At 38.5% G+C, this 22,138-nt stretch carries 25 protein-coding genes; 14 read left to right on the top strand and 11 right to left on the bottom strand.

Annotated features, from left to right (window positions below; translation table 11 throughout):
* Positions 1 to 2 precede the first annotated feature (2 nt).
* Together metG and I6F54_RS02385 are read left to right on the top strand one after the other, a co-directional pair.
* Positions 3 to 2,024, top strand: coding sequence for a methionine--tRNA ligase (metG, locus tag I6F54_RS02390; protein WP_007582537.1), 2,022 nt, complete (start codon positions 3 to 5; stop codon positions 2,022 to 2,024).
* Positions 2,025 to 2,145: 121 nt separating this feature from the next.
* Positions 2,146 to 2,793, top strand: a complete 648-nt coding sequence (locus I6F54_RS02385; protein WP_165727382.1) for a bifunctional 4-hydroxy-2-oxoglutarate aldolase/2-dehydro-3-deoxy-phosphogluconate aldolase — start codon at positions 2,146 to 2,148, stop codon at positions 2,791 to 2,793.
* 81 nt (positions 2,794 to 2,874) lie between these two features.
* Here the strand turns inward: I6F54_RS02385 and lepB are convergent, their stop codons facing one another.
* Positions 2,875 to 3,525: a signal peptidase I gene (gene lepB, locus I6F54_RS02380; protein ID WP_165727381.1), complete on the bottom strand. Its 651-nt coding sequence runs from the start codon at positions 3,523 to 3,525 to the stop codon at positions 2,875 to 2,877.
* Positions 3,526 to 3,708: 183 nt separating this feature from the next.
* Here lepB and I6F54_RS02375 point away from each other — a divergent pair, with 183 nt between their 5' ends.
* Complete coding sequence (locus I6F54_RS02375; protein WP_165727380.1) at positions 3,709 to 4,209, top strand: fasciclin domain-containing protein; 501 nt, start codon at positions 3,709 to 3,711, stop codon at positions 4,207 to 4,209.
* 81 nt (positions 4,210 to 4,290) lie between these two features.
* Here the strand turns inward: I6F54_RS02375 and I6F54_RS02370 are convergent, their stop codons facing one another.
* The 3 genes from I6F54_RS02370 to aceK form a co-directional block, all read right to left on the bottom strand.
* Positions 4,291 to 4,542: a DUF2999 family protein gene (locus I6F54_RS02370; RefSeq protein WP_007582532.1), complete on the bottom strand. Its 252-nt coding sequence runs from the start codon at positions 4,540 to 4,542 to the stop codon at positions 4,291 to 4,293.
* A gap of 62 nt (positions 4,543 to 4,604) precedes the next feature.
* Positions 4,605 to 5,567, bottom strand: coding sequence for a zinc-binding dehydrogenase (locus I6F54_RS02365; RefSeq protein ID WP_197139497.1), 963 nt, complete (start codon positions 5,565 to 5,567; stop codon positions 4,605 to 4,607).
* 64 nt (positions 5,568 to 5,631) lie between these two features.
* Complete coding sequence (gene aceK / locus I6F54_RS02360; protein ID WP_197139496.1) at positions 5,632 to 7,404, bottom strand: bifunctional isocitrate dehydrogenase kinase/phosphatase; 1,773 nt, start codon at positions 7,402 to 7,404, stop codon at positions 5,632 to 5,634.
* 428 nt (positions 7,405 to 7,832) lie between these two features.
* Between aceK and I6F54_RS02355 the strand changes: the two genes are divergently transcribed.
* From I6F54_RS02355 to I6F54_RS02330, 6 genes are all read left to right on the top strand, one after another.
* On the top strand, positions 7,833 to 8,780 hold the full coding sequence (locus I6F54_RS02355) for a LysR family transcriptional regulator (RefSeq protein ID WP_101216732.1): 948 nt from the start codon (positions 7,833 to 7,835) through the stop codon (positions 8,778 to 8,780).
* A 306-nt stretch (positions 8,781 to 9,086) separates the two neighbouring features.
* Complete coding sequence (locus I6F54_RS02350; protein ID WP_139016249.1) at positions 9,087 to 9,419, top strand: hypothetical protein; 333 nt, start codon at positions 9,087 to 9,089, stop codon at positions 9,417 to 9,419.
* An 87-nt stretch (positions 9,420 to 9,506) separates the two neighbouring features.
* A complete protein-coding gene (locus I6F54_RS02345) occupies positions 9,507 to 9,956 on the top strand; it encodes a hypothetical protein (protein WP_197139495.1) in 450 nt (149 codons plus the stop codon).
* Positions 9,940 to 10,389 carry a GNAT family N-acetyltransferase gene (locus I6F54_RS02340; protein WP_197139494.1) on the top strand — a complete coding sequence of 150 codons (450 nt, stop codon included), beginning with the start codon at positions 9,940 to 9,942 and terminating at the stop codon, positions 10,387 to 10,389. Before I6F54_RS02345 ends, I6F54_RS02340 begins: the two co-directional genes overlap by 17 nt.
* A gap of 29 nt (positions 10,390 to 10,418) precedes the next feature.
* Entirely contained in the window at positions 10,419 to 10,625 is a 207-nt protein-coding gene (locus tag I6F54_RS02335) for a hypothetical protein (RefSeq protein ID WP_007582523.1), read from the top strand.
* Positions 10,626 to 11,049: 424 nt separating this feature from the next.
* The gene (locus I6F54_RS02330; protein ID WP_010554222.1) at positions 11,050 to 11,481 is read left to right on the top strand and encodes a hypothetical protein; all 432 of its coding nucleotides are present in this window, start codon (positions 11,050 to 11,052) and stop codon (positions 11,479 to 11,481) included.
* Between the two features lie 12 nt (positions 11,482 to 11,493).
* Here the strand turns inward: I6F54_RS02330 and icd are convergent, their stop codons facing one another.
* Entirely contained in the window at positions 11,494 to 12,762 is a 1,269-nt protein-coding gene (gene icd / locus I6F54_RS02325; RefSeq protein ID WP_165741762.1) for an NADP-dependent isocitrate dehydrogenase, read from the bottom strand.
* Between the two features lie 187 nt (positions 12,763 to 12,949).
* Here icd and I6F54_RS02320 point away from each other — a divergent pair, with 187 nt between their 5' ends.
* Complete coding sequence (locus I6F54_RS02320) at positions 12,950 to 13,753, top strand: M61 family metallopeptidase (protein ID WP_165741763.1); 804 nt, start codon at positions 12,950 to 12,952, stop codon at positions 13,751 to 13,753.
* On the opposite strand, the gene I6F54_RS02315 is transcribed toward I6F54_RS02320, so the two are convergent.
* Positions 13,750 to 14,301 carry a hypothetical protein gene (locus tag I6F54_RS02315; protein WP_165727372.1) on the bottom strand — a complete coding sequence of 184 codons (552 nt, stop codon included), beginning with the start codon at positions 14,299 to 14,301 and terminating at the stop codon, positions 13,750 to 13,752. The two genes, I6F54_RS02320 and I6F54_RS02315, sit on opposite strands and share 4 nt — an antisense overlap.
* A gap of 370 nt (positions 14,302 to 14,671) precedes the next feature.
* Here I6F54_RS02315 and I6F54_RS02310 point away from each other — a divergent pair, with 370 nt between their 5' ends.
* Positions 14,672 to 14,839, top strand: coding sequence for a hypothetical protein (locus I6F54_RS02310; protein ID WP_002961566.1), 168 nt, complete (start codon positions 14,672 to 14,674; stop codon positions 14,837 to 14,839).
* A 139-nt stretch (positions 14,840 to 14,978) separates the two neighbouring features.
* Entirely contained in the window at positions 14,979 to 15,821 is an 843-nt protein-coding gene (locus I6F54_RS02305) for a transporter substrate-binding domain-containing protein (protein ID WP_197119741.1), read from the top strand.
* An 84-nt stretch (positions 15,822 to 15,905) separates the two neighbouring features.
* Here I6F54_RS02305 and I6F54_RS02300 read toward each other — a convergent pair whose 3' ends face one another.
* The 5 genes from I6F54_RS02300 to rnm all read right to left on the bottom strand — a co-directional run bounded on the left by I6F54_RS02300 (position 15,906) and on the right by rnm (position 19,500).
* Positions 15,906 to 16,487 carry a YceI family protein gene (locus I6F54_RS02300; RefSeq protein ID WP_165741701.1) on the bottom strand — a complete coding sequence of 194 codons (582 nt, stop codon included), beginning with the start codon at positions 16,485 to 16,487 and terminating at the stop codon, positions 15,906 to 15,908.
* A 1-nt stretch (position 16,488) separates the two neighbouring features.
* Positions 16,489 to 17,040: a cytochrome b gene (locus I6F54_RS02295; protein WP_002961572.1), complete on the bottom strand. Its 552-nt coding sequence runs from the start codon at positions 17,038 to 17,040 to the stop codon at positions 16,489 to 16,491.
* A gap of 145 nt (positions 17,041 to 17,185) precedes the next feature.
* A complete protein-coding gene (locus I6F54_RS02290) occupies positions 17,186 to 18,022 on the bottom strand; it encodes a segregation and condensation protein A (RefSeq protein ID WP_010554218.1) in 837 nt (278 codons plus the stop codon).
* A gap of 6 nt (positions 18,023 to 18,028) precedes the next feature.
* Positions 18,029 to 18,649 carry an L-threonylcarbamoyladenylate synthase gene (locus I6F54_RS02285; RefSeq protein WP_024590418.1) on the bottom strand — a complete coding sequence of 207 codons (621 nt, stop codon included), beginning with the start codon at positions 18,647 to 18,649 and terminating at the stop codon, positions 18,029 to 18,031.
* A complete protein-coding gene (rnm, locus tag I6F54_RS02280; protein WP_024590417.1) occupies positions 18,646 to 19,500 on the bottom strand; it encodes an RNase RNM in 855 nt (284 codons plus the stop codon). Before rnm ends, I6F54_RS02285 begins: the two co-directional genes overlap by 4 nt.
* 464 nt (positions 19,501 to 19,964) lie before the next feature.
* Here rnm and I6F54_RS02275 point away from each other — a divergent pair, with 464 nt between their 5' ends.
* Positions 19,965 to 21,533, top strand: coding sequence for an anthranilate synthase component 1 (locus tag I6F54_RS02275; protein WP_165740700.1), 1,569 nt, complete (start codon positions 19,965 to 19,967; stop codon positions 21,531 to 21,533).
* 1 nt (position 21,534) lies between these two features.
* The gene (locus tag I6F54_RS02270; RefSeq protein WP_007582498.1) at positions 21,535 to 22,137 is read left to right on the top strand and encodes an aminodeoxychorismate/anthranilate synthase component II; all 603 of its coding nucleotides are present in this window, start codon (positions 21,535 to 21,537) and stop codon (positions 22,135 to 22,137) included.
* Position 22,138 lies beyond the last annotated feature (1 nt).

Below are 22,138 nucleotides of genomic sequence, written 5' to 3'. Positions count from 1 at the left end.
TTATGACGCAGCGAAAGATCCTGATTACCAGCGCATTACCTTATGCAAATGGCCCTACTCACCTAGGTCATTTATTGGAATATATTCAAACTGATATTTGGTCACGTTTTCAAAAACTACAGGGCCACGAAGCTTATTATGTTTGCGCAGACGATGCCCACGGCACGCCAATTATGCTTAATGCGCAAAAGCAAGGGATCACGCCTGAAGAAATGGTAAAACAAGTGAGCATAGAGCGCCAACGCGACTTCGCTGACTTTAATATCAAATTTGATAACTACCACAGCACGCATAGCCAAGAAAACAAAGAATTAAGCGAACTTATTTATAACCGCCTAAACGATGCCGGTCATATTAAAAAGCACACTATTTCGCAATTATTCGATCCAGAAAAAGGTATTTTCTTACCCGATCGTTTTGTAACTGGTACTTGCCCAACGTGTAAATCTGAAAACCAAAACGGCGACAGTTGTGATTCGTGTGGTGCTACATACAGCCCTACCGAACTCATTAATCCGCGTTCTGTAATGTCAGGTGCAGAGCCTGTACTTAAAGATTCTGAACATTACTTTTTTGACCTGCCAGCATTTGAAGGCATGCTAAAAGAGTGGTTACACTCGGGCACTATTCAACAAGAAATGGCTAACAAGCTAGACGAATGGTTTACCGATGGCCTGCAGCAGTGGGATATTAGCCGTGATGCGCCTTACTTTGGTTTTGAAATTCCAAATGCACCGGGCAAATATTTTTACGTTTGGTTAGATGCACCTATTGGTTACATGGCGAGCTTTAAAAACCTATGTGATAAAAAAGGCATCAACTTTGATGAGTTTTGGGCTGAAGGTTCAGACGCTGAGCTTTATCACTTTATTGGTAAAGACATCATTTATTTCCACAGCTTATTTTGGCCAGCAATGTTAGAAGGCGCTAATTTTAGAAAGCCAACTAACGTATTCGCTCATGGTTTTGTTACTGTAAATGGCGAAAAAATGTCTAAATCAAAGGGTACGTTTATTAAAGCGCGTACTTATTTAGATAACTTAAACCCAGAGTACTTACGTTACTACTACGCAGCAAAATTAAGCAGCGGTATTGTTGATCTTGATTTAAACCTAGAAGACTTTGCACAACGCGTAAATTCAGACCTAGTAGGTAAAGTAGTAAACATAGCGAGCCGTTGTGCTGGCTTTATTACTAAAAAGTTTGATGGCAAGCTAAGCAGCACTATTATGCAACCAGAGCTGTTAGCAGAGTTTCAAGCGGCTGCACCTAGCATTACAACACACTATGAGAACCGCGATTACAGCCGCGCAATTCGCGAAATAATGGCGCTTGCCGACAAAGCAAACCAATTTATTGATGGCGCAGCACCTTGGGTATTAATTAAAGACGAAACTAAGCAACAAGAAGCACACGAAGTGTGTTCTCTTGGTCTTAACTTGTTCCGCGTTTTAATTACTTACTTAAAACCAGTGCTACCAGAAATGGCCGACAACGTACAAGCATTTTTAAATGACGACCTTGCATGGGACGGCGTTCAAAATGCTCTCGTAAGCCACCCTATCAATAAATTTAAACCGTTAATGCAGCGTGTTGAAATGGATAAAGTAAATAAAATGGTTGAAGAATCTAAAGAAAGCTTAGCGCCAAAAGTAACTATTGACCCTAACAGCCCACTTGCAAAAGAGCCGATTAGCGACGAAATAGAATTTGATGACTTTGCAAAAGTAGACTTACGCGTAGCTAAAATTGCTAAAGCAGAGCACGTAGAAGGCGCTGATAAACTACTTAAGCTAACACTTGATTTAGGCGGCGAAACTCGCCAAGTGTTTGCAGGTATTAAATCAGCTTACGCACCAGAGGATCTCGAAGGTAAGTTAACCGTTATGGTCGCTAACCTTAAGCCTCGTAAAATGCGCTTTGGTATGTCTGAGGGCATGGTATTAGCAGCAGGTCCTGGCGGAAAAGAAATTTATATTCTTAACCCAGATGACGGCTCAGAGCCTGGTATGCGCGTAATGTAATATTACTCATACAATAAAAACCGCTGATACATCAGCGGTTTTTTTATGGGCTTCCCTATTTGCTTTATAAGCATTATTTAAATAATATCAGTGTATTAAAATATTTTTTAGATCAACAACCATGACCAGCAACCTTGATACCCAAAGACTAAATACCAGTGCGCTAATCAAGCAATATAAGTTACTCGCAATCTTACGCTTAAAACAACAAAGCGACGTAGCTCCATTAATTGATTGCTTAGTTAATGCAGGCATAAACGCACTCGAAATCACTTCAAACACGCCTGGCTTTGAGCAAGAAATAACAAAAGCACGCGCAGCTCATAAAAACGCACTTATTGGTGCAGGCACAATAATTAACACCACCCTTGCTCAGCAAGCAATTGATGCAGGCGCGCAGTTTATTGTAACGCCAAATACCAACAAATCGGTTGTCGAACTTGCCCACCAGCACGGGTTGCCGGTATTAATGGGCGCGCTAACACCTACCGATGTAGCAAATGCAATTGAATATAAGGCAGATATTATTAAGGTATTTCCTGCGGGCAGTATGGGCGTTGGTTACTTTAAAGCATTAACAGGTCCATTTTCAGAAGCACAATTAATACCTGTTGGTGGTGTGAATTTAGATAATTTATCACAATGGTTTGAAGCAGGTGCTTGTGGCGCGGCAGTAAGTGGCGATTTTTGTAAGGTATTAAATACCGAACAAGAGCGTAGCCACCTTACCAAGCTTGTAAAAAACTATATAAGTAAACTGCCTAAATAGGCAGTTTATTTTATTTATAAAATAGCCAAATGTGTGCTCATAAAATTTGATTGGGCGCTATACAAAATTAATTACTACTAATTAATTCAGCTTTTTCAATACGCGATCTTTTCTTGGTAGGTAATAATTATCGTAATCAAGTGACACTATAACGCGTTCTGCTTTTCCTAATAACTCGTTACGCGGAATTAAACCTATTACACGCGAGTCAGCGCTATTGTCGCGGTTATCGCCCATTGCTAAGTAATAATCATCAGGAATTGTAATTGCATCAAACCCCGATAAACGTGAAGGAATATTTGCCACTCTTATCGAATGCTCTAATCCGTTTAAATTTTCAATTTTATCAAGCGAGTCTATGTTGCTTCGCTGATCTGCATAATTAAGTTTTTTACCATTAATAATGAGCTCATTATTTTCAAGCGCAACGGTGTCTCCTGGCACACCAATTACACGTTTAATTAAACGGTTATCGGCAGCTTGTGAGTCAAAAACAATAATATCACCAGCTTGTGGATCCGCTAATTTAAGTAATTTTATGTGCGTAAATGGGACGCGAATATCGTAGGCCATTTTATCGGTAAGTATTCTGTCACCTTCTTGAATTGTCGGTTTCATTGAGCCTGTTGGCACTTCGTACCAATCGGCAACAGCGCTTCTAAATACGCTCATCAGTGCAATAAATACGATAAGAGAGCGGTTATTTTTCCAAAACTTATAAACTAATTTCATGCCTATTCCCTTCAATTGAACAAGTCTTTAATTGAGTAACTATTTATATGACTTTGCTAACTAGCTGCAGTTCAATCAATGATGTAACAAAACATGTTGACTACTAATTTTAATTGATCGATTAAATTTAGAGCGTCGTAACATTTAACGAAACCAACGGGTATTAACTTAAAGGAAAATAAAATGTTTAAGAAAATTACTACTGCATTATTGTTTACAACTGCAAGCCTTGGATTTACTACAATGGCTTATGCTGATCATCATGGTATGAAAAAAGACGTTGTTGAAGTAGCCGTTGAAAATGGTTCGTTCACTACTCTTGTTGCTGCTGTTAAAGCCGCAGGTTTAGTTGAAACACTGCAAGGTAAAGGACCATTTACTATTTTTGCACCAACAGATGCTGCATTTTCTAAATTACCTGAAGGCACTGTTGAAATGCTACTCAAGCCTGAAAACAAAGACAAGCTAACGGCGGTATTAACTTATCACGTAGTGTCTGGAAAAGTGATGGGAGCCGATGTAATGAAGGTAGACAGTGCGAAAACACTACAAGGCCAATCAGTTATGGTTAAAGCCGACAGCATGGGCGTAATGATAAATGATGCTAAAGTTGTAAAAGCTGATGTAAAAGCAAGCAACGGCGTAATTCATGTTATCGACACCGTACTACTTCCAAAAGAGTAGTCATAAAAGAATAAGTCAAATAAAAAAGCATAAGTAAATACTTATGCTCTTTTATTTATTTTTGTTTCATCACATAAAAAATTATTGATTTAGTTTTTCTTTCGCTTCTTTTACTTTTTCAAAATCTAAACCAAGTTCGTCAGTCGCTTCTTTAATAAGGTGCGGTTGAGTCATTACGACTGCCATTAGTTGCTGTAGTTTTTCTGGCGGAATACCAAGCTCTTGAACAAGCGCCATTGCCATCATTGGGTTTTGAGTAAACGCTTCAAACAATGCTTTTACTTTTTCGTCGCTTACATTGTGCTCTTTAAGTATTGCTAGTATTGGATTCATTATTAAACCTTAAGTGTTTTTTATAGGGCTTAGTATATGGACTAAACCCTAAAATTAAAGAGTTACTCTACAAGTAAAACAACTTTACCAGCATTTTCATTACGCTCTAAAATAGCATGAGCTTCGTTTGCGTCGCTCCAAGGCAATGTTTTATACAGGTTAAAGTCGTACTTTTTAGTGGCAATATCATTGTAAAAACGCGCTACAAAGTCGTCGCGCACCTGGCGTTTAAACTCAATACTACGATTTCTAAGCGTTGAGGCATGAAACGAAATACGTTTGCGTAAAAGCGCGGCAAAATCAACTTCTGCAAAACGTCCATCTAAAAATGCAAGCATTACAATTTGGCAATCCATCGCTGCAATAGCGGCATTTTTATTTAAGTAACTCCCCGAAACAGGATCTACAATTGCATTCGCTGTTAACTCATTTGCTTTCATGTATTCTACAAAGTCAGTGGTTTTGTAGTTAATTGCATGATCGGCACCGAGTTCCTTTGCGTGTTGGCATTTATCATCCGTACCGGCAGTAATAACAACGGTTGCACCTGCGCTTTTAGCCATTTGAATTGCTGCACCGCCCACACCACTAGCACCTGCATGAATAAGTGCTGTTTGCCCTTTTTGCAATTTACCAAGCTCAAATAAAGCGCCAAATGCTGTTAGGTACACTTCGCTTATTGCAGCCCCCTCTGCCATTGTTACATCATCGGGTAATTCCATAAGCTGCTTTGCATCAACGGCTACATATTCACTGTAAGCGCCGCCTGAGCACAAGGTAAAAACACGTTTATTAAGCCAAACTCTATCAACTTTACCGCCAATATCACTAACTACACCAGCGCATTCTAAACCTAAAATTGGACTATCTCCCGCAGGAGCTGGGTATTTTCCTTGACGCTGCATGCTATCTGCACGGTTCACACCTATAGCTTCTACTTTTACGAGTACTTCATGGCTCTTTAAAACCGGTTTTTCGGTTTCATTAAATGCAAGATTGCCATCTTCATGAGAAATATATTTCATTGTCGCTCCAAGTTTAAAAACTGTAATAACATATAGATGGGGATGAACACAGATTCAAACAACCTCAAAATCGCCAACTTTGTTTATAAGGATAAACATCGGGTAGATAGCCATTATGTATTTGTTGCTGGCAGCCTTGCCAAAATGGCGCTAAAAACAAATGACTGTGCTCGTTATTAAAATAGTTAAACGCAAGTTCGTTAGCACTAAAAAACACCTTAAATTGGCTCGGAAATATATCATTTTCGGCTATATCAAAATACGTGTGACTACTTAGCTCTTCAAGTGCATTTTGGGTTTGTGGCACCTCTCTAAAGTTGCAATCGGTCAGTGGGCAAATTTCGTCAAAGTCGTAAAATACCACTCGCCCCCATCGCGTTACGCCAAAATTTTTCATTAGCATGTCGCCCGGAAATATATTAGCGCCGGCTAACTCTTTAATTGCTTTACCGTAATCATGCATCACTCTTTCTAAGGTTTTGTTATCGCATTGGTTAATATACAAATTAAGTGGGGTCATTTTACGCTCAACGTAAACGTGCTTTAAAATAAGTGCCTTGCCCGATATAACCATACTGCTACCAATTTGGCTTTTCATCTGCTCAAGCAGCTCGTCGCTAAAACGGCTTAAATCAAACGCTAAATATCTAAATTCGTGTGTGTCTACCAAACGACCAACCCTATCGGCTTGTTTTACAAAGTTATACTTTTCTTTCACTTGTGCTTTGGTGGCTGTTTTTGGCGCACTAAATTTGTCTTTAATTACTTTATAAACGTAATCTAGCCCTTCAATAGTAAATACCAGCATTACCATACCTGGCGTCCCTGGTGCTGTAACATACTTAAAGTTGGCTGGACTATTTTTAGTCGTATCAACCTTGTGTCGATAAAACTCAGTTTTGGCGTGCTTTATAAAACCAATGGCGTTAAATAACTCAAAGCGTTGTTTATGTGGCATTAACACACTTAAGTAATCTACATAACGAGCGGGCTTATCGGTATCAACCATAAAATAGGTGCGTGCAAAACCAAATAATAAACTTAATTGATCGGCGCCCATCATTACAGCATCAAGCTTTAGTCCCTCATCGGTATTTAAAATAGCGATAGCAAAAGGCATATTGTCGCCATTTTTAGCAATGCAGCGCCCAATTAAATAACAGGCTTTGTTTCTAAAAAATAATGAGTTGGCGTATTCAATATACCCATCGTTTAAATTTATAAGTTCGTACACCTGTTTGCATTGCTGCTTAGAGCCTTGCATTAACGTACTTTGTAATGTGGCTACATCGCGTTCTAAATGACTAAACGGCACTCTAAATACTTGATTAGTGATAAGCGTTTTAACGGCGTTATTAAACCCATTATGTAGCGATACCCTGCTCACTAAGCTTTCATAAGAGCGTGGCTCACTACGATACTTTGCTTTTAATACAAACAAATGCACAGTACGAATTTTTTTATCGTCCCAAATTGCGCCAAACGTTGAGTTAAAAAAGGTATGCGCAATAGGTTTATTTTCGTGATTTTCTACCATATCGCCATAAATATTTTTAGCTAACTGCCACGTTTGCGGGCAAGTAAGTTCAGCATAAGCAATAACTCTGACGGCTTCACTCACGTTTTTAACTTCGCGCTCATACACCTGTAAACGTTCACGCATAGCACTTTGTACACTGTGATACTGTCGTTGCTCAAACCGGCTTTGTGCACCCAGTGTAATATTTAAAAATTGCGAAAACATCGCCTCAAATCCAGCAAAAACAGATCGTGCAAGCTTACTGGCTACAACGTGTTGTAGCGCATTATTAGATTGATTTGTTAGCTTATTTTGCATAAATACAGCACTTATATTGATGCCAGTTATGGCGGTTATTTTTTATTAATGGTTTACACCTTAGCAAGCAGGCTTTAATTTAGATAATTAATAAAGCATATAAATAGAATTTATTGGGCGTATTGACCTTTCGAGGTTAATTTTGCAGCCGTGTATTTGGTTTTTAAGCAAGGCAAAGTACATGTAGTGTTGTGACTCCCCATAAATGTACTTTAACGCTATATAAAGGCCAAATACACACTGCCCATAGGGTTCTTTCTAGGGACAATTAACTCTTTGTTGCCTACATGGATGTAGGTAAGGGGCGTGAGCAGGACGCGGAAGCTTTGCTCGATTTTTACTTAGCCCACTAGGTGGCAAACCTCGCGCCGCGATTAAATCGCCCCTAGATTGAACAAATTTCAACCCTGAAAGGCAAACACGCCCATATGAATATAAGAAATGTCGATCTTAACCTTCTCGTTTATTTAAATGTGTTAATAGATGAAAAAAGTGTGTCAAAAGCTGCAAATAAACTTGCTCTTACGCAACCGGCTATGAGTAATGCGCTAAAACGTTTGCGCGATTTATTTGACGACCCGCTACTTGTGCGTGCCGCAGGCTCTATGACGCCAACGGCAAAGGCACTTGCATTAAAGCCTGAAGTTGAGGCCCTATTAAAAATGGCTGAAGCTATTACGCAGCCTAGTGAGCAGTTTAACCCTACAACCGCTGAAGTTACCTTTAGAATAATGGCAAACGACTATATAGAGTCGACCTTAATAGCCCCTTTTATAACGGCGCAGCTTAGTAAAAACCCCGGTATTAATTTTGATGTATTGAGCCCAAGCGACGTAAACCTACAAGACATGGAAAAAGGCACTATAGATTTAGCTATAAACCGCTTTAACGGTCTCCCTCGCTCGTTTCATCAGGCCAGTGTTTGGCGCGATAACTACTGTTGTTTAACGCATCCTAAAAATACATTTTTACAACATTCAGGGTTAGACGACTACTTACAAAAAGAACATATTTGGGTAAACCGTGCAGGCTGGGGACCAGAGGCCGCTGTTACTAATAAATCAGGTAAGCAAAAATTAGGCTGGGTAGACGAAGCGCTTTGGCAACTAGAGCAAACTCGTAAAATACGTGTTTTTACTCGCCACTACATGGTCGCAAGCCTGCTTTGCCAATCAGAGCAACTTATTGCCACCCTACCGCGCAGGCAAGCTAAGTTATTAACTTCTCATACTGATTTAGTAATCAGCCCTGTGCCATTTCAAATAGTGCCTATTGAGGTAAAAATGATATGGAGCCCGCTACTACACCACGCGCCTGCACACCAATGGTTAAGGCGTGAATTATTAGCGTTTGCTAAAACGATTGCAGATAGGTAATTAAGAGCAAACCTTTGATTAGTACTCAAGAGCCTAATGAGAGTGCCTGTGCTATGTACTGAATCATCTTATTTTGAGCTAATAGCTTGGTTAGCATTTTAAATACATTGAGTTAAAAACTACCTAATGAAAAAGCTAGAACTCAAATACAATGTTCGCTGAAGAATTGAATCAAAATAGGTACTGCGTTATTCTTAATTAGTAATATAAAGTCAATAACTTTAGATACTCGTTATCAATAACCTAAGACATATTAAAAAATGGAATTTTATGTACCAATACCTATATTTGAAGTGTTCACTTATAATGAGCAAGGTCACCAAAATTAGCTTTCTTCCTTTCTCTAAAGTTGAAACTGATAATTTAAAAACCCTCTTATTTACTGCACGACTTTTTGTTTATATAGCTCTTGCATACTTTTTGAATGGGTTAGGTACTTTTTTATATGATGTTCATGAAGTTGTTAATTTATACAACTTTGAACAAACTTGGAGCGTAATATTTACAAATATTCATCAGACTCTACTGTTGAAAAAATTATTATGGGAGATGTTATTTAGCGCTGCTATATTAGCGACTGGAGGTATATTGGCTGCAATAGTTTCATTCGAGTTTAAATATGAAAGTAAAAGTGACTAACCTCAAGTCTTTGCTACATTAAAATAAACTTAATCGGATTATAAAAATACCATTAAATAACAACAATTTAAAAACCTTGCTGTGTAAGTGTTATTTAAGAGCCTTTTAAGGAAGATTATTATAAATATTGATTACTCTGCTTATTCACTTAGTGAATTAAACGAAGCAATTGAAAGTATTGACTCACATAAATATCCAGAGAACTACAAACGCCTTAAAGATGAATTAGCTAAACCAAGTCGTACTGAGCCAAAAGCTGCGCAACAAATAGTAATAGCTAAAAAGAACACTAAGAAAACAAGTAAAGCGCTCCTGTGTATTGTTCTAGGTTTGTTTATTCTTTTGCGCAGCTATTTTAATTACGAAAGTGGTGTTATTTATAAGAGATACAATGAGCCGGCAGTGGCATCTTTAGAAAATAACCCGAAAAAGTTTTATTTATTTCTTTTTTTCACAATTGGTGCCGGAGGTTTTATTACGGCATATGGTATTCATGCTTTATTTTCTAAAAAAGAAGACAATGATAAACAAACTTAATAATAAGAATAACGATACTGCAAATAAAATTTTTGCTGTCTTTCAAAAATCCTATGCTATTGAGGCTAAACTGATCGGCGCGCATAACTTCCCTCCTTTAGCGCGTAATATTAAAGGTATAAAAAAGTCAGAAACAACTTTTTATGGCTACAGCGAAAATGAATGTTTAGCAGCCGTTATTGAAGTAGATACAAACAACGAGTGTTTAGATATTTGTAGTTTAACCGTTGATCCTAGCTATTTTAAAAAAGATATCGCAAGTAAGCTAATAAATTATGTTCTAGCAATCGGTGATTTATCTCATGCAAGAGTTGAGACTGCAGTTGCTAATACTCCTGCAATAAATTTATATAAAAAGCATGGTTTCGTGGAATTCAAAAGATGGACTCCTTCACATGGTATTGAAAAACTGGCTATGTCGGTCGTAATTTAAATCAGTATTTCAAAATAGGTAATTTATAAATGGATAGTGCATCAATAATTGCGTGGAGTGTTTTGTTTGGCGGCATAGGTATTGGCTACCTTACTTACGGGCGAAGAAAAAAAGCCGTAGTGCCACTTTGTATTGGTTTGTCATTATTGGTTTTTCCGTACTTTATGACCAGTGTTAGCATGCTACTGATTGTAGGCGCTATTTTAGTGGCCATTCCCTACTTTGTTAAAATTTAACATTACCATTGTTATTGCTATTGTGACGGCTAAATAAAATACACGCGAAAAATAAAAAAGCGCCATGGTATTCAACTTTGGGAAAATACCGTGGCGCTTTTGGAAATCGTCGATATAGGAATCTACCTACAGTGTATTATTAGCAAGCTTAGTACCAACTTCATAAAATAATTAAAATTCAATAAAAACAATTAACTAAGATTCCTTCTTTATTCCTCAACTCCTCCCTTTGTTCCAGTTTTGTGCACACTTTCACCGCATTGCACCAAATTAATTAGTATTATTTAGATATGTTTTCTATTTTTTATTTAGTTTTCAAACTTACTATTGATAAAATCAATATCAGTTATTGAAAACAACAATTTTATTAATAATACACTTAGCGCTAGAGTGAAGTTAAGCCAACAAACTAAGAGTAATTATTATGACAACAGCTTCTTTCACACGCCAAGACGGATTATTCATCGATGCTAACTTGCATCAGTTCATTGAAGAGCAGTTATGCACTAAAGCTAACACCACTGAAACTTACCAAGCGTTAGCTACTTTAGTTGATGAGTTTGGTTGTAAATGCCGTAAAACAAAGCATCAACCAGATGATGTATTAGAAGTTGATACATTATTAAATGCATACCAACTTAAAAATCATCCACTTTGCCATGTAGATGCACAAACTACGGAAGCCGTTTTAGACGAATATTGCTGCCAGGTTCCTGCAATTATTGTTGTTGCGTTAATGGATACGCTTAGTGGTACACAGTGCGATGAACCCCAAGCACATGAGATTTACCATCGTGCAGCGCAGTTAACCAACCGCCCTTGTATGCACAGAGTAAAAACTGCCTCAGCAGCTTAATAATGGATGTATTTAAAAGTGCTCGATAACCTTCTTTGCAAAGCCAGTACAAGTTAAGGTTGTCGAGTTATGAATACTTGAGCTATCAGTGTGCTCTTGTGCTAAATCAAAGGTTACTTCACCGCTTTTAAATGTTTGCTCTAACGCATTTTCTATGAGTAATGCGGCTTCGTCCCAGCCCATAAATTTAAGCATTAATACCGAACTTAAAATACTACTGCTGGGGTTTGCTTTATTTTGCCCTGCTATACGTTCAAACGTGCCGTGTGTAGGCTCAAAAAATGCGACATCGTTATTTAAATTTGCAGCAGGCATTATGCCAACACCACCAACTTGTGCACTGAGCATATCCGCTAAAAAGTCACCATTTTGATTAGTCGTCACCACTACATCAAATTGCTCTGGATGCATTAAACATTGTTGCAGCATGTTGTCAGCTATGACTTCTTTAATAATTAAGGGCGATTGGTGTGCTCGCTCTATTTGCAACCAACGCCCATTTTCATGTGCAGTGGCATTAAACTCGTTTTGTGCAAGTGCAAACCCCCAACGCTTAAATGCCCCATCGGTAAATTTAAGTACATTACCTTTGTGTACTAGCGTTAGAGATTCACTATCGTTTTTAAGTGCATAGTTAATGGCATAACGCATTAGTCGCTCAGAGCCTTCTTTAGATATATTTTTAATACCAATTCCGCACTCTTGTGAAAACCTTAAGCGGGTTACCCCCATTTCCTCACATAAAAAGTCGAGCATTTTTTCGCTTTCTACACTGCCTGCTTGCCACTCAATACCTGAGTACACGTCTTCGCTGCTATCACGAAGCACTGTTATGTTTGTTAAAAATGGATTTTTTAAAGGAGAAGGGAGCGCACTAAAGCCTTTTATAGTGCGCATATTTACAAACAAATCCATTTCTTGCCTGAGGGCTACATTAAGCGATCGAAAACCACCACCCAGTGGTGTGGTTAACGGCCCTTTTATGGCAATTTTACAGGCACGTACTGCGTTAATTGTTTCTTGTGGAAACCAGTCACCGTCATACAGCTTTGCGGCCTGCTCGCCATTATAAACCTGCATCCAATGAATTTTCCGTGCGCTTTTATAACAATGTTCAATTGCACTATCAACAACATGGCGCATTACCGGCATAACATCTAGCCCCACGCCATCGCCATCAATAAAAGCAATGATAGGTTCTAACGGTATTTGCCAGTGTCCTTGTGCATCAATAGTGATATTTTGGCCGTGCTCAGGAACTTGAATATGCTGATACGTCATGGCTAAACCTAACTTAAAATAACGATTAATTGATTAAACCATGCTTAGCTAGGAGTGTCTGTATTTGTACTTTTATAGTTACTATCATTTTAAAAAATAAAGAATTAGGCGTGATTATTTATCCATTTAGTTGGTCTTGTATATTAGAATTTTCGTACCAGTTATTAAATTACAGTGGAGCATTTTAATGAAATTCTTTTTTGTACTGCTACTATTAATCAGCTCTTTTAACGCATTAGCCGTTGAAGTAGTCATACATAACCTTAGCTCGCTCTCAAGTAATGCTCAAAATACGGTGTCTACATGGGTTAATCAAAGTGCTGAAAAAACACAAAATACACTGGGACCTTTAAAACAAACCACATTGCCTATTTATTTAAAACCGCAATACTTTGCTTTTGAGCCTGTACCTTGGGCTACAGTTAAGCGCAATAACCCCGATGGGCTTGAACTACATATAGATCGCTATGCCAGTTTAAATGCATTCACTAAAGATTGGACGCTATACCATGAACTTTCGCATTTATATTTGCCGCTACTTCCCTACTCCGGTTTTTGGCTAAGCGAGGGTTTTGCTAGTTACATGCAAAACGTAATAATGCGTGACAGCGGTATAATTACCCAGCCGCAATTTGTACAACGTTTAAATGCAGGATTTGATCGTGCCCGCCTGCAAACTAAAACTAAAACACAGCCACTTAATAAGCTCTCTGCTGATATGTGGAAACAACAAGCCCAGCAACGTGTTTATTGGACGGGTGCGGCTTTTTTTGCACAGGCCGATTTGGAGCTACAAAAACAAGGTTTATCTGTCGCGGGTATAATAAAACAGTATCAAGTATGCTGTAGACCCGCTCGATCTAGTGCGAAAACCTTTATAAAAGAGTTAGATAAGCTATCCGGTAGTAGCGTTTTTACAACGCTGTATGCAAAATATAATACCCGCACCGATTTTCCTGATATTAGTAAAGAGCAGCTAAACACGCTTTAACGGCTGCTCAGTTTTATATAGTTACTATATTCAACAAGCCCTTGCGCATTAAAATTGGTTGAGTACTCGTTCATAAAACCATGCAAAAAATTGGTTTTATAGCACTTAACATCCGCTTTGGTGCTTAAAGCTTTAATAACTTCATCAACATTAAAGTGACTCTCACTTGCTGGAAATATGAACTCACAGGGTACTTTTGCACTTAAATTTAAGTTATGTCTAATTTGCGACGGATAAAAGCCAATTAACTTTTTAAGGTGTGTATTGCCTGTTAATAACTGTGCCCGCCATGCTGCACTTGCCCCTGCACTAAAAGCAATACACGTCGTTGGCAATTTTAAACTCTCAAAGCATTTTTGAAGTTTGTCGGTGTATTTATCATGGCCACACTGCTGTATAAAATTGTTGTAACTATCTTGTTCACTTTCAATGGCTTGATACTTGTTATTGTAAGGGTCAACAATAACTAAATTTGAACTAATTGCCTGTGATAACCTCCTTAAAGCAGGGGTTAAACCATAAATATCACTCACTATTAGGTAATTCATACTTATCCTTTGGTAACTAAAAACGGGCTTTGTAAGCAGTTGATAAGATTTATTATAAATATTTTTACAAAAATAGCTTGCACACAATTTATATATAAGTTACCTTCCTTCTCTGGTTTAAAGAAACCGCCGCGGTTAACCATTTACCCTGATCCAGTAAGCCCCGCAAAACGTATATTTGAAAGCTAAGTTATTGTACGGCGAGAACCCCTTGAATAATACCGAGATGATTTTTTACTATCATCGCAAAAGTGTCATAAAGATCGTCAACACTGTAATGAAGCTAAACACAACATCGTTAATTTATTAACTGCAATTTGCTATAAAAATATAGCGCAGAATAAATAACAAGAATAAAGTGAGTTTTATTATGTCTTATAAATATAATGGGTCTATGATCCAAATCGCACATCCAGTGCAATCAATTTCAGTAAACAAACATCGTGTAATCTTTAGTGATACACAAGGTTTAAAAAATGCATTGTTTCAAAAAGCGAGTGATGCACGCCAGTTTGTTAAGTGGCTAAAAGCTAACTAAGCAACACATAACTTTAATTGCCCTTTTATTATTGCAATTATTGATAAGATATTATGCCAGCCTCGTTGCTGGCATTTTACTTTTTAGCTCTTTATTGGTTACAATAGTTTTACAATAATAATTACTGGCAGCTGTTGTAATGCTCCGTATATTTTTAACTTTCTTACTTTTTTTCTGTCTGACCTCAATAGGCAATGCTAGAACCATAAACTGGCTAGCGCACGACTTTGCACCCTATTATATTTTAAATGGTCAATATCAACACCAAGGCCGTGACGAAAGCATAATTTATTTACTTGAAAAACAACTTCCTAATATTACCTTTAACCGCATGCTTATCCCCTCAGGTAAGGTAATCCAAGAGCTGTCTAATACTTCAAATAATGTTTGTGCGTTATCGCTTTATAAAAATGATTACAGAAAAGAGCATATTTATTTTACAGACGAAAGCTCAACAACGGGCCTCTCGCCTTCAATAGCAATGCACAAAAGGCTCGCCAAAGCGCTAAATATAGCGGAATCAAAAGAAGTATCACTATTAGATTTAATACAAGATAAAAAACTAACTCTTGGGATCTCTATGAGCCGCTCTTATGGCCAAGAGATAGATACATTGATAAACAGTACGCCTAATATAGATTTAGTAATTAGACCCACTCGCGATAGCCTAGCGAGCCTCACATATATGCTTAACCTAAAACGAATTGATATTTTGCTGGGTTACCCAAGCGAGCATTACTATTTAGCTAAATCAATGCACTTTGAAGAGAACTTAACGCAGCGTCCATTAACCGAATCACCTGCGTTAAGTTATGGTTTTATTGGCTGTACTAAAAACGAGCAAGGCGCAGAAAACATTGCTACTCTTAATAAGCAGCTTAAAGTTATTAAAAAAACGCAGGCTTATAATGATTTACTCATGCGCTGGTTGCCCGAGCATTTAAGGCCGCTATTACAGTCACGTATTAATAGCGCAAAATAAGCAAATTCGAAGTCGCTTAATTTGAGTTTCTGTTAAGCAAAAAAAACGCCACAGTAAGTGGCGTTTTTATATTTAATAATGCTATTACTGACGAACACCTTCTATTGATAAAATAATATCAACATGAGTAGATGCAGGTCCTAAGTTGTAATCAATACCGTAATCGGTAAGTTTAAGGCTGGTTTCGCCCTCAAAACCTACGCGGTAGCCGCCCCACGGATCTTTACCTTCGCCCACTTTATCTATTTCAAAGGTAATAGTGTTAGTTACGCCGTGCAGCGTAAACTCACCGGTTACATCAGCCTCTTCGCCGTCTTCATCAAATTTAATACTCGTGCTTTTAAATGTCGCTTTTGGGTATTTATCTACATTTAAAAAATCTTTACCATGTAAATGCTTATCGCGCTCTGCATGGTTAGAGTCAAGACTTGTAGTATCAATGTTTACCATAATTTTTGACGTATTAGGGTTTTTAGCATCGTAGCTAAATGTGCCGTCAAAAGTATTAAAACGACCATATAACCAGCTGTAACCTAAGTGTTTAATTTTAAAGTTAACAGATGCATGCCCGCCTTTTGTATCAATTACATAATCAGCTGCATTGGCGGCTGTTGCCGATAACATCATTGCAGCCGAAACGGCTGTGCTTACTAATAATTTTTTCATTTTAATCATCCTTTAATGGTTTGATCATTCTAATTAAGGTTTTATCTTTATCGATAAAGTGATGTTTTAACGCCCCTAGTGCATGCAATACTGCAAACCCGATTAATGTGCACGCGCCGTAATAATGTACTTTTCCTGCAATATCGGCTTGGTCATCAAAGGCAAAATCAAGCGCTGATACGTTAAATAAAGTAAATACTTCTATTGGACGCCCGTCTGCGGTTGATATTAAATACCCTGCAACAACAATAACAGCCAAAATAATATACATAGCAATATGCGCCGTATGCGCTAATTGGTTCATGCCTTTACTCTCACCTAATGGTTTAGGTTGTGTAGATAAAGCACGCCATAAAATTCTAAATAAAAATACGGCCACAAGCGTAATACCAATACTCTTATGTAAATCGAGTGAACCTTTATACCAGCTATCGTAATAAGTAAGCTCAACCATATATAAACCTAAACCAAACAGGCCAAAAATAGTCAGCGCCATGAGCCAATGTAAAATAATGGCGACAAGTCCGTAAGATGAAGGTGTATTTTTAAACATGTGTAAGTTCCTATAATGCTATGACGTTACAATATAGTGCACAGCCGTAAATGAAAATAACATTTACAAACACTTTACGTGCGTATACGCACAGAACTTTATTATTTAAAGTCAGTTTTGCAAATAGATGATTAAACAGATAAGTTTATAGGGTGGATTGTTCGCTTAAGCTGACATAAATTAAGCTCTCAGGGCTTACTTGCAAACAGGTAACAAGTCCTTCTTTAATAAGCTCAAGCATAGCTATAAAACTAACCACTACACCACTTCGCCCTTCATTTGGGGTAAAAAGCGCATTAAATACCACTGCCGAGTTTGCTTGCGATAGTTGCTGTAATATTTGGCTCATTCTCTCTCGGGTTGAGAGTACTTCAGCAGTAATTTGATGATGCTCAAACGTTTTTGCTCGCGCCATTACATCACTCAGCGCCAGCATTAAGTCTTTAAGTTCAATATCGGGGAGATTTTGACTTGTATCTTCACTTATTGGCATAGCGGCATGCGCTATAAAAATATCACGACCAACACGAGGAATATCGTCGAGGTTTTCGGCGGCTTGTTTAAACAGCTCATACTCTTGCAGGCGTTTAATAAGCTCAGCGCGAGGATCTTCTTCCTCTTCAAGCTCTTCGTGTACAGGTAATAATAAGCGCGACTTAATTTGCGCAAGTAACGCAGCCATTACTAAATATTCGCCAGCAAGTTCGAGTTGAAATTCTGTCATCATTTCTACATAACTTACGTACTGCTCTGTAATACTAAAAATAGAAAGTTCGAGTACATCAAGCTTATGCTTTTTAATTAAATAGAGCAGTAAATCGAGCGGGCCTTCAAAGGTTTCTAATATTATTTCGAGCGCGTCAGGTGGAATGTATAAATCTTCTGGTTTGTCTACAACCGCTTTACCATGCAAAAAAGCCAGTGGCAGCTTTTGCTGCACTGGCTTTTCACTATTTTTTGTATTCGCAGTACTTTCGCTCATTATTTATTATTCAAATGGGCTTGTATCACCACAGCCAACACGCAAAATCTTGACTTCATCTTCCGACAAATCGATTACCGTGGTTGCTTGCTCGGCTAAGTGGCCACCGTGAATAATTAAATCAACGTGTTTATCTAATCGCTCTAATATTTCATCAGGATCTGATTCTGTAAACTGCTCACCTGGTAAAATTAAAGAACACGACATTAACGGCTCACCAAGTTCGGCAAGCAATGCACAAGCAATTGGGTGCTCAATTACACGCATGCCAATGGTTTTTTTCTTGTCGTTTAATAAACGTTTAGGGACTTCTTTTGTGCCTTTAAAAATAAAGGTATAAGGCCCTGGCGTATTATTTTTAATGAGTCTAAATAGCTGATTATCTACGCGTGCATAAGTAGATAACTCCGATAAATCACGGCAAACTAGCGTAAAATTATCGTTTTTTTCAATACCACGAATACGCTCTATGCGCTCTTTGGCTTGCTTATTACCAATGTTACAACCGATGGCGTAGCCCGAATCTGTTGGGTAAACAACAACGCCGCCTTGTTTAATAATATCAACGGCTTGACTAATTAGTCTCGGTTGCGGGTTATCAGGATGAATATGAAATAATTGACTCATGTTAATGCCCCTTCTTCTCCTTCCCAAGCTTGCCAAACACCTTGGCAATCTTTTGGTAGGTATAAATTTTTGCCAAGCTCTAAATAGCTTGTCGGAAAATGAAAATCAGACCCTTGCGAGCAAAGTAGTTCGTACTCACGGCTGAGTTCACCTAAAAATTGACGTTCGCTTGGCGCCTGTTGAGGTTGTGCAACTTCCATTGCGTCCCCTCCTACACTTTTAAATTCTACTAATAATTTGCGTAGCCACTTGTTTGACATTTGATAGCTACTTGGATGCGCAAGTACAGCAACACCACCAGCGGCATGTATGGCCTCAATAGCGGTTTGCATGGTGCACCAGCAACTTGGTACGTAGCCTGTTTTGCCACGCCCTAAGTACTTTTTAAAAACACCCGGGAAATTTTTAGCAACACCACGCTCAATAAGGGCGCGTGCAAAATGTGCACGCGTTATTTGCGCGTCTTTTGCCAGCTCTTTAGCTTGCTCGTAAATGCCATCAAAGCCATTTTTTGCAAGGCGAACACCAATCTCTAGTGCACGCTCTTCTCGCTTTTGCTGCTGAGCTGATAATAAAGAGGTAAGGTCAATATTATTAATATCAATATTTAAACCTACAATATGAATTTCGAAGCTTTCCCATTTAGTAGACACTTCGGTACCCGTTATTAATGAAAGCGGTAAGTTTTCGGTTTTAATAAATTGCTGCGCAGGCTTAATAGCCGCCACAGTGTCATGATCGGTAATAGCAAACACATCAATATTTTTATCAACAGCGCGATGCAATAATTCTTCAACCGTTAAACGCCCGTCTGAATGTGTGGTATGGCTATGTAAATCATATTTTATCAAAAGAAAACTGCTTAAAATTAAGGGTTACTGGTGTTTGTGTAAGTATAACAACTTTTTTGACTAAATTGTTTTAAATAAACACTTGACACAAAAGCATAAGATACGTTTTACTGTAGCCACTTTCAGACACATTAAGAATTAACAATAATGATCAATTCAAACTTAAACACTATTTGGTGGTGGCACTCGTAATTATCGGGTGATGAATTGTCGTGTCTAACAAAAATTCAAAACCCGCAACTATGCGGGTTTTTTTATAACTAAATTTTACGAAACGTATACGTTAAAAATATTTAACAAATTTTGAGGCAGAAAAACATGAATAACGGTCTTACTCTTACACATCGTTGGTGGTGGCGCCTGATATAGCGGGACGGTAATGATCTGTTTGTAATTTAGATATCGTTATTCAAACCCCGCATTGCAAAAGCATTGCGGGGTTTAATTTTTTGAGGGAATGAGGTTTGATTTTTAGTCATATAACTACCACACCAGGCGAAGTAACAAGTATTACGCAAGTACGCGACTATATTAGTAGCCCTCTTGCATTATACGCGGCACTTGATAAGCCTAACTCACTACTGCTTGAATCGGCTGAGATTGATTCTAAAGACAGTGTAAAAAGTTTAATTTTAGTCGATTGTGCCCTGCGCATTGTATGTCAAGGTAAAACGGTAACCGTTACTGCAAAGTCAAATAACGGGCAGCAACTGCTTAGCTACTTACACGCTAATGTTAAAAGCTGTACAGCCACGCTAAACGATACAACATTAACGCTTGAGTACTTAAGCGCTAATAATGATATTGACGAGGCGAGCAAGCTGGTTGCCGATAATGCATTTAGCGCATTACGTACTTGTATTAACAGTATTAAAAGTACTACTAACAATCCTTTCTCGGTGTTTTTAGGCGGTGTATTTGCCTACGACATGGTGGCAAATTTTGAACAGTTAAGTGACGTGCCAGACGGCGAAAACACCTGCCCAGATTACGTATTTTATTTAGCCGAAACCTTAGTGGTTATTGATCATCAAAAACAAACAACTGAGCTTATTGGTAATGTATTTAACGGGCCAGACGTACATGCAAACTGCTTTGAAGTAGGTAAAGAGCTTGAGCGCTTAAATACACTATGTGATAACGCTGCTGAATTTAGTGCCGATATGCAAAGCGGCGAGTGTGACGTAAGCGTTGATATAAGTGACGAAACGTACTGTGAGCAAGTAGTAAAGCTTAAAAAGAATATTGTTGATGGCGATATTTTTCAGGTAGTGCCGTCGCGTACATTTTCACTACCTTGTCCTGACGCTTTGCATGCTTATAGCCAGCTTAAAAAGCAAAATCCAAGTCCGTATATGTTTTATATGCGCGATGAAGACTTTGCTTTATTTGGCGCATCGCCTGAATCAGCACTTAAATACACAGTGCAATCTCAGCAAGTTGAAGTATACCCAATTGCTGGCACTCGCCCACGTGGCAAATTTGCTAATGGGCAAATAAATCCAGACCTAGACAGCCGCATTGAGCTTGAACTTAGAAACGATCAAAAAGAGCGCGCCGAGCATTTAATGCTTGTCGATTTAGCCCGTAACGACGTAGCCCGCATTAGTGTTGCAGGTACTCGTTTTGCCAAAGAGCTATTAAAAGTAGACCGCTATTCACAAGTAATGCATTTAGTGTCACGCGTTGTTGGCACACTAAAACCCGATCTTGATGCACTGCATGCTTACCAAGCGTGTATGAACATGGGCACGCTTGTTGGTGCACCAAAGGTTCGTGCTGCTGAGCTTGTTCGTCAAACTGAAGGTAAACGCCGTGGCAGCTATGGCGGCGCAGTAGGTTACTTAACCGGTGATGGCGCAATGGATAGCTGTATTGTTATTCGCTCAGCTTTTGTTAAAAATAACAAAGCGTATGTGCAAGCAGGTGCCGGTGTGGTGTTTGACTCAGATCCTATTTCAGAAGCAAACGAAACTCGCGCTAAAGCACAAGCGGTTATCACCGCCATAAAATCTACGTATAAGGCGGTATAAAATGAGTAAAGCGAATCCTATTAAAATCTATTTTTTAGATAACTTTGACTCATTTACATATAACCTTGTTGATGAGCTTACGATGCTTGGCTGCGAACTGGTTGTTTACAGAAACAACATTAGCGCTGAGGTTATTTTTAACAAAATGCGCCAAGAGCAAGGCCAAGTGCTATTAGTACTTTCGCCTGGCCCTGGAACACCAAGCGATGCGGGCTGTTTAATGGAGCTTATTGAGCTCTCTAAAGGCCACTTCCCAATGCTAGGCATTTGTTTAGGCCAACAAGCGTTAACACAAAGCTACGGCGGAGTAATCGGTCACGCGGGTGAAACCGTACATGGTAAGTCTTCAATTATTAATTTAGGCGAGCACCCTGTATTTGATGGTATGGGAAATACAATGCCTGTGGCACGTTACCATTCATTAATGGCAACAAAAGTACCTGATAATATTGAGGTTATTGCCCAGTACGAAGATATCCCTATGGCTATTTATCATCATGATGACAACGCATTGGGCTACCAGTTTCATCCAGAGTCAATACTAACGCCAAACGGCGCAATGCTACTTCAGCAAAGTGTCGCTTACTTAACACGCGCTAAATAAA

It is taken from the genome of Pseudoalteromonas sp. SWXJZ10B, from assembly GCF_015864475.1.
Lineage (GTDB): Bacteria > Pseudomonadota > Gammaproteobacteria > Enterobacterales > Alteromonadaceae > Pseudoalteromonas > Pseudoalteromonas arctica.
The sequence above is the reverse complement of the archived record's forward strand: the minus strand, read 5'-3'. Positions and strand labels throughout refer to the sequence as shown.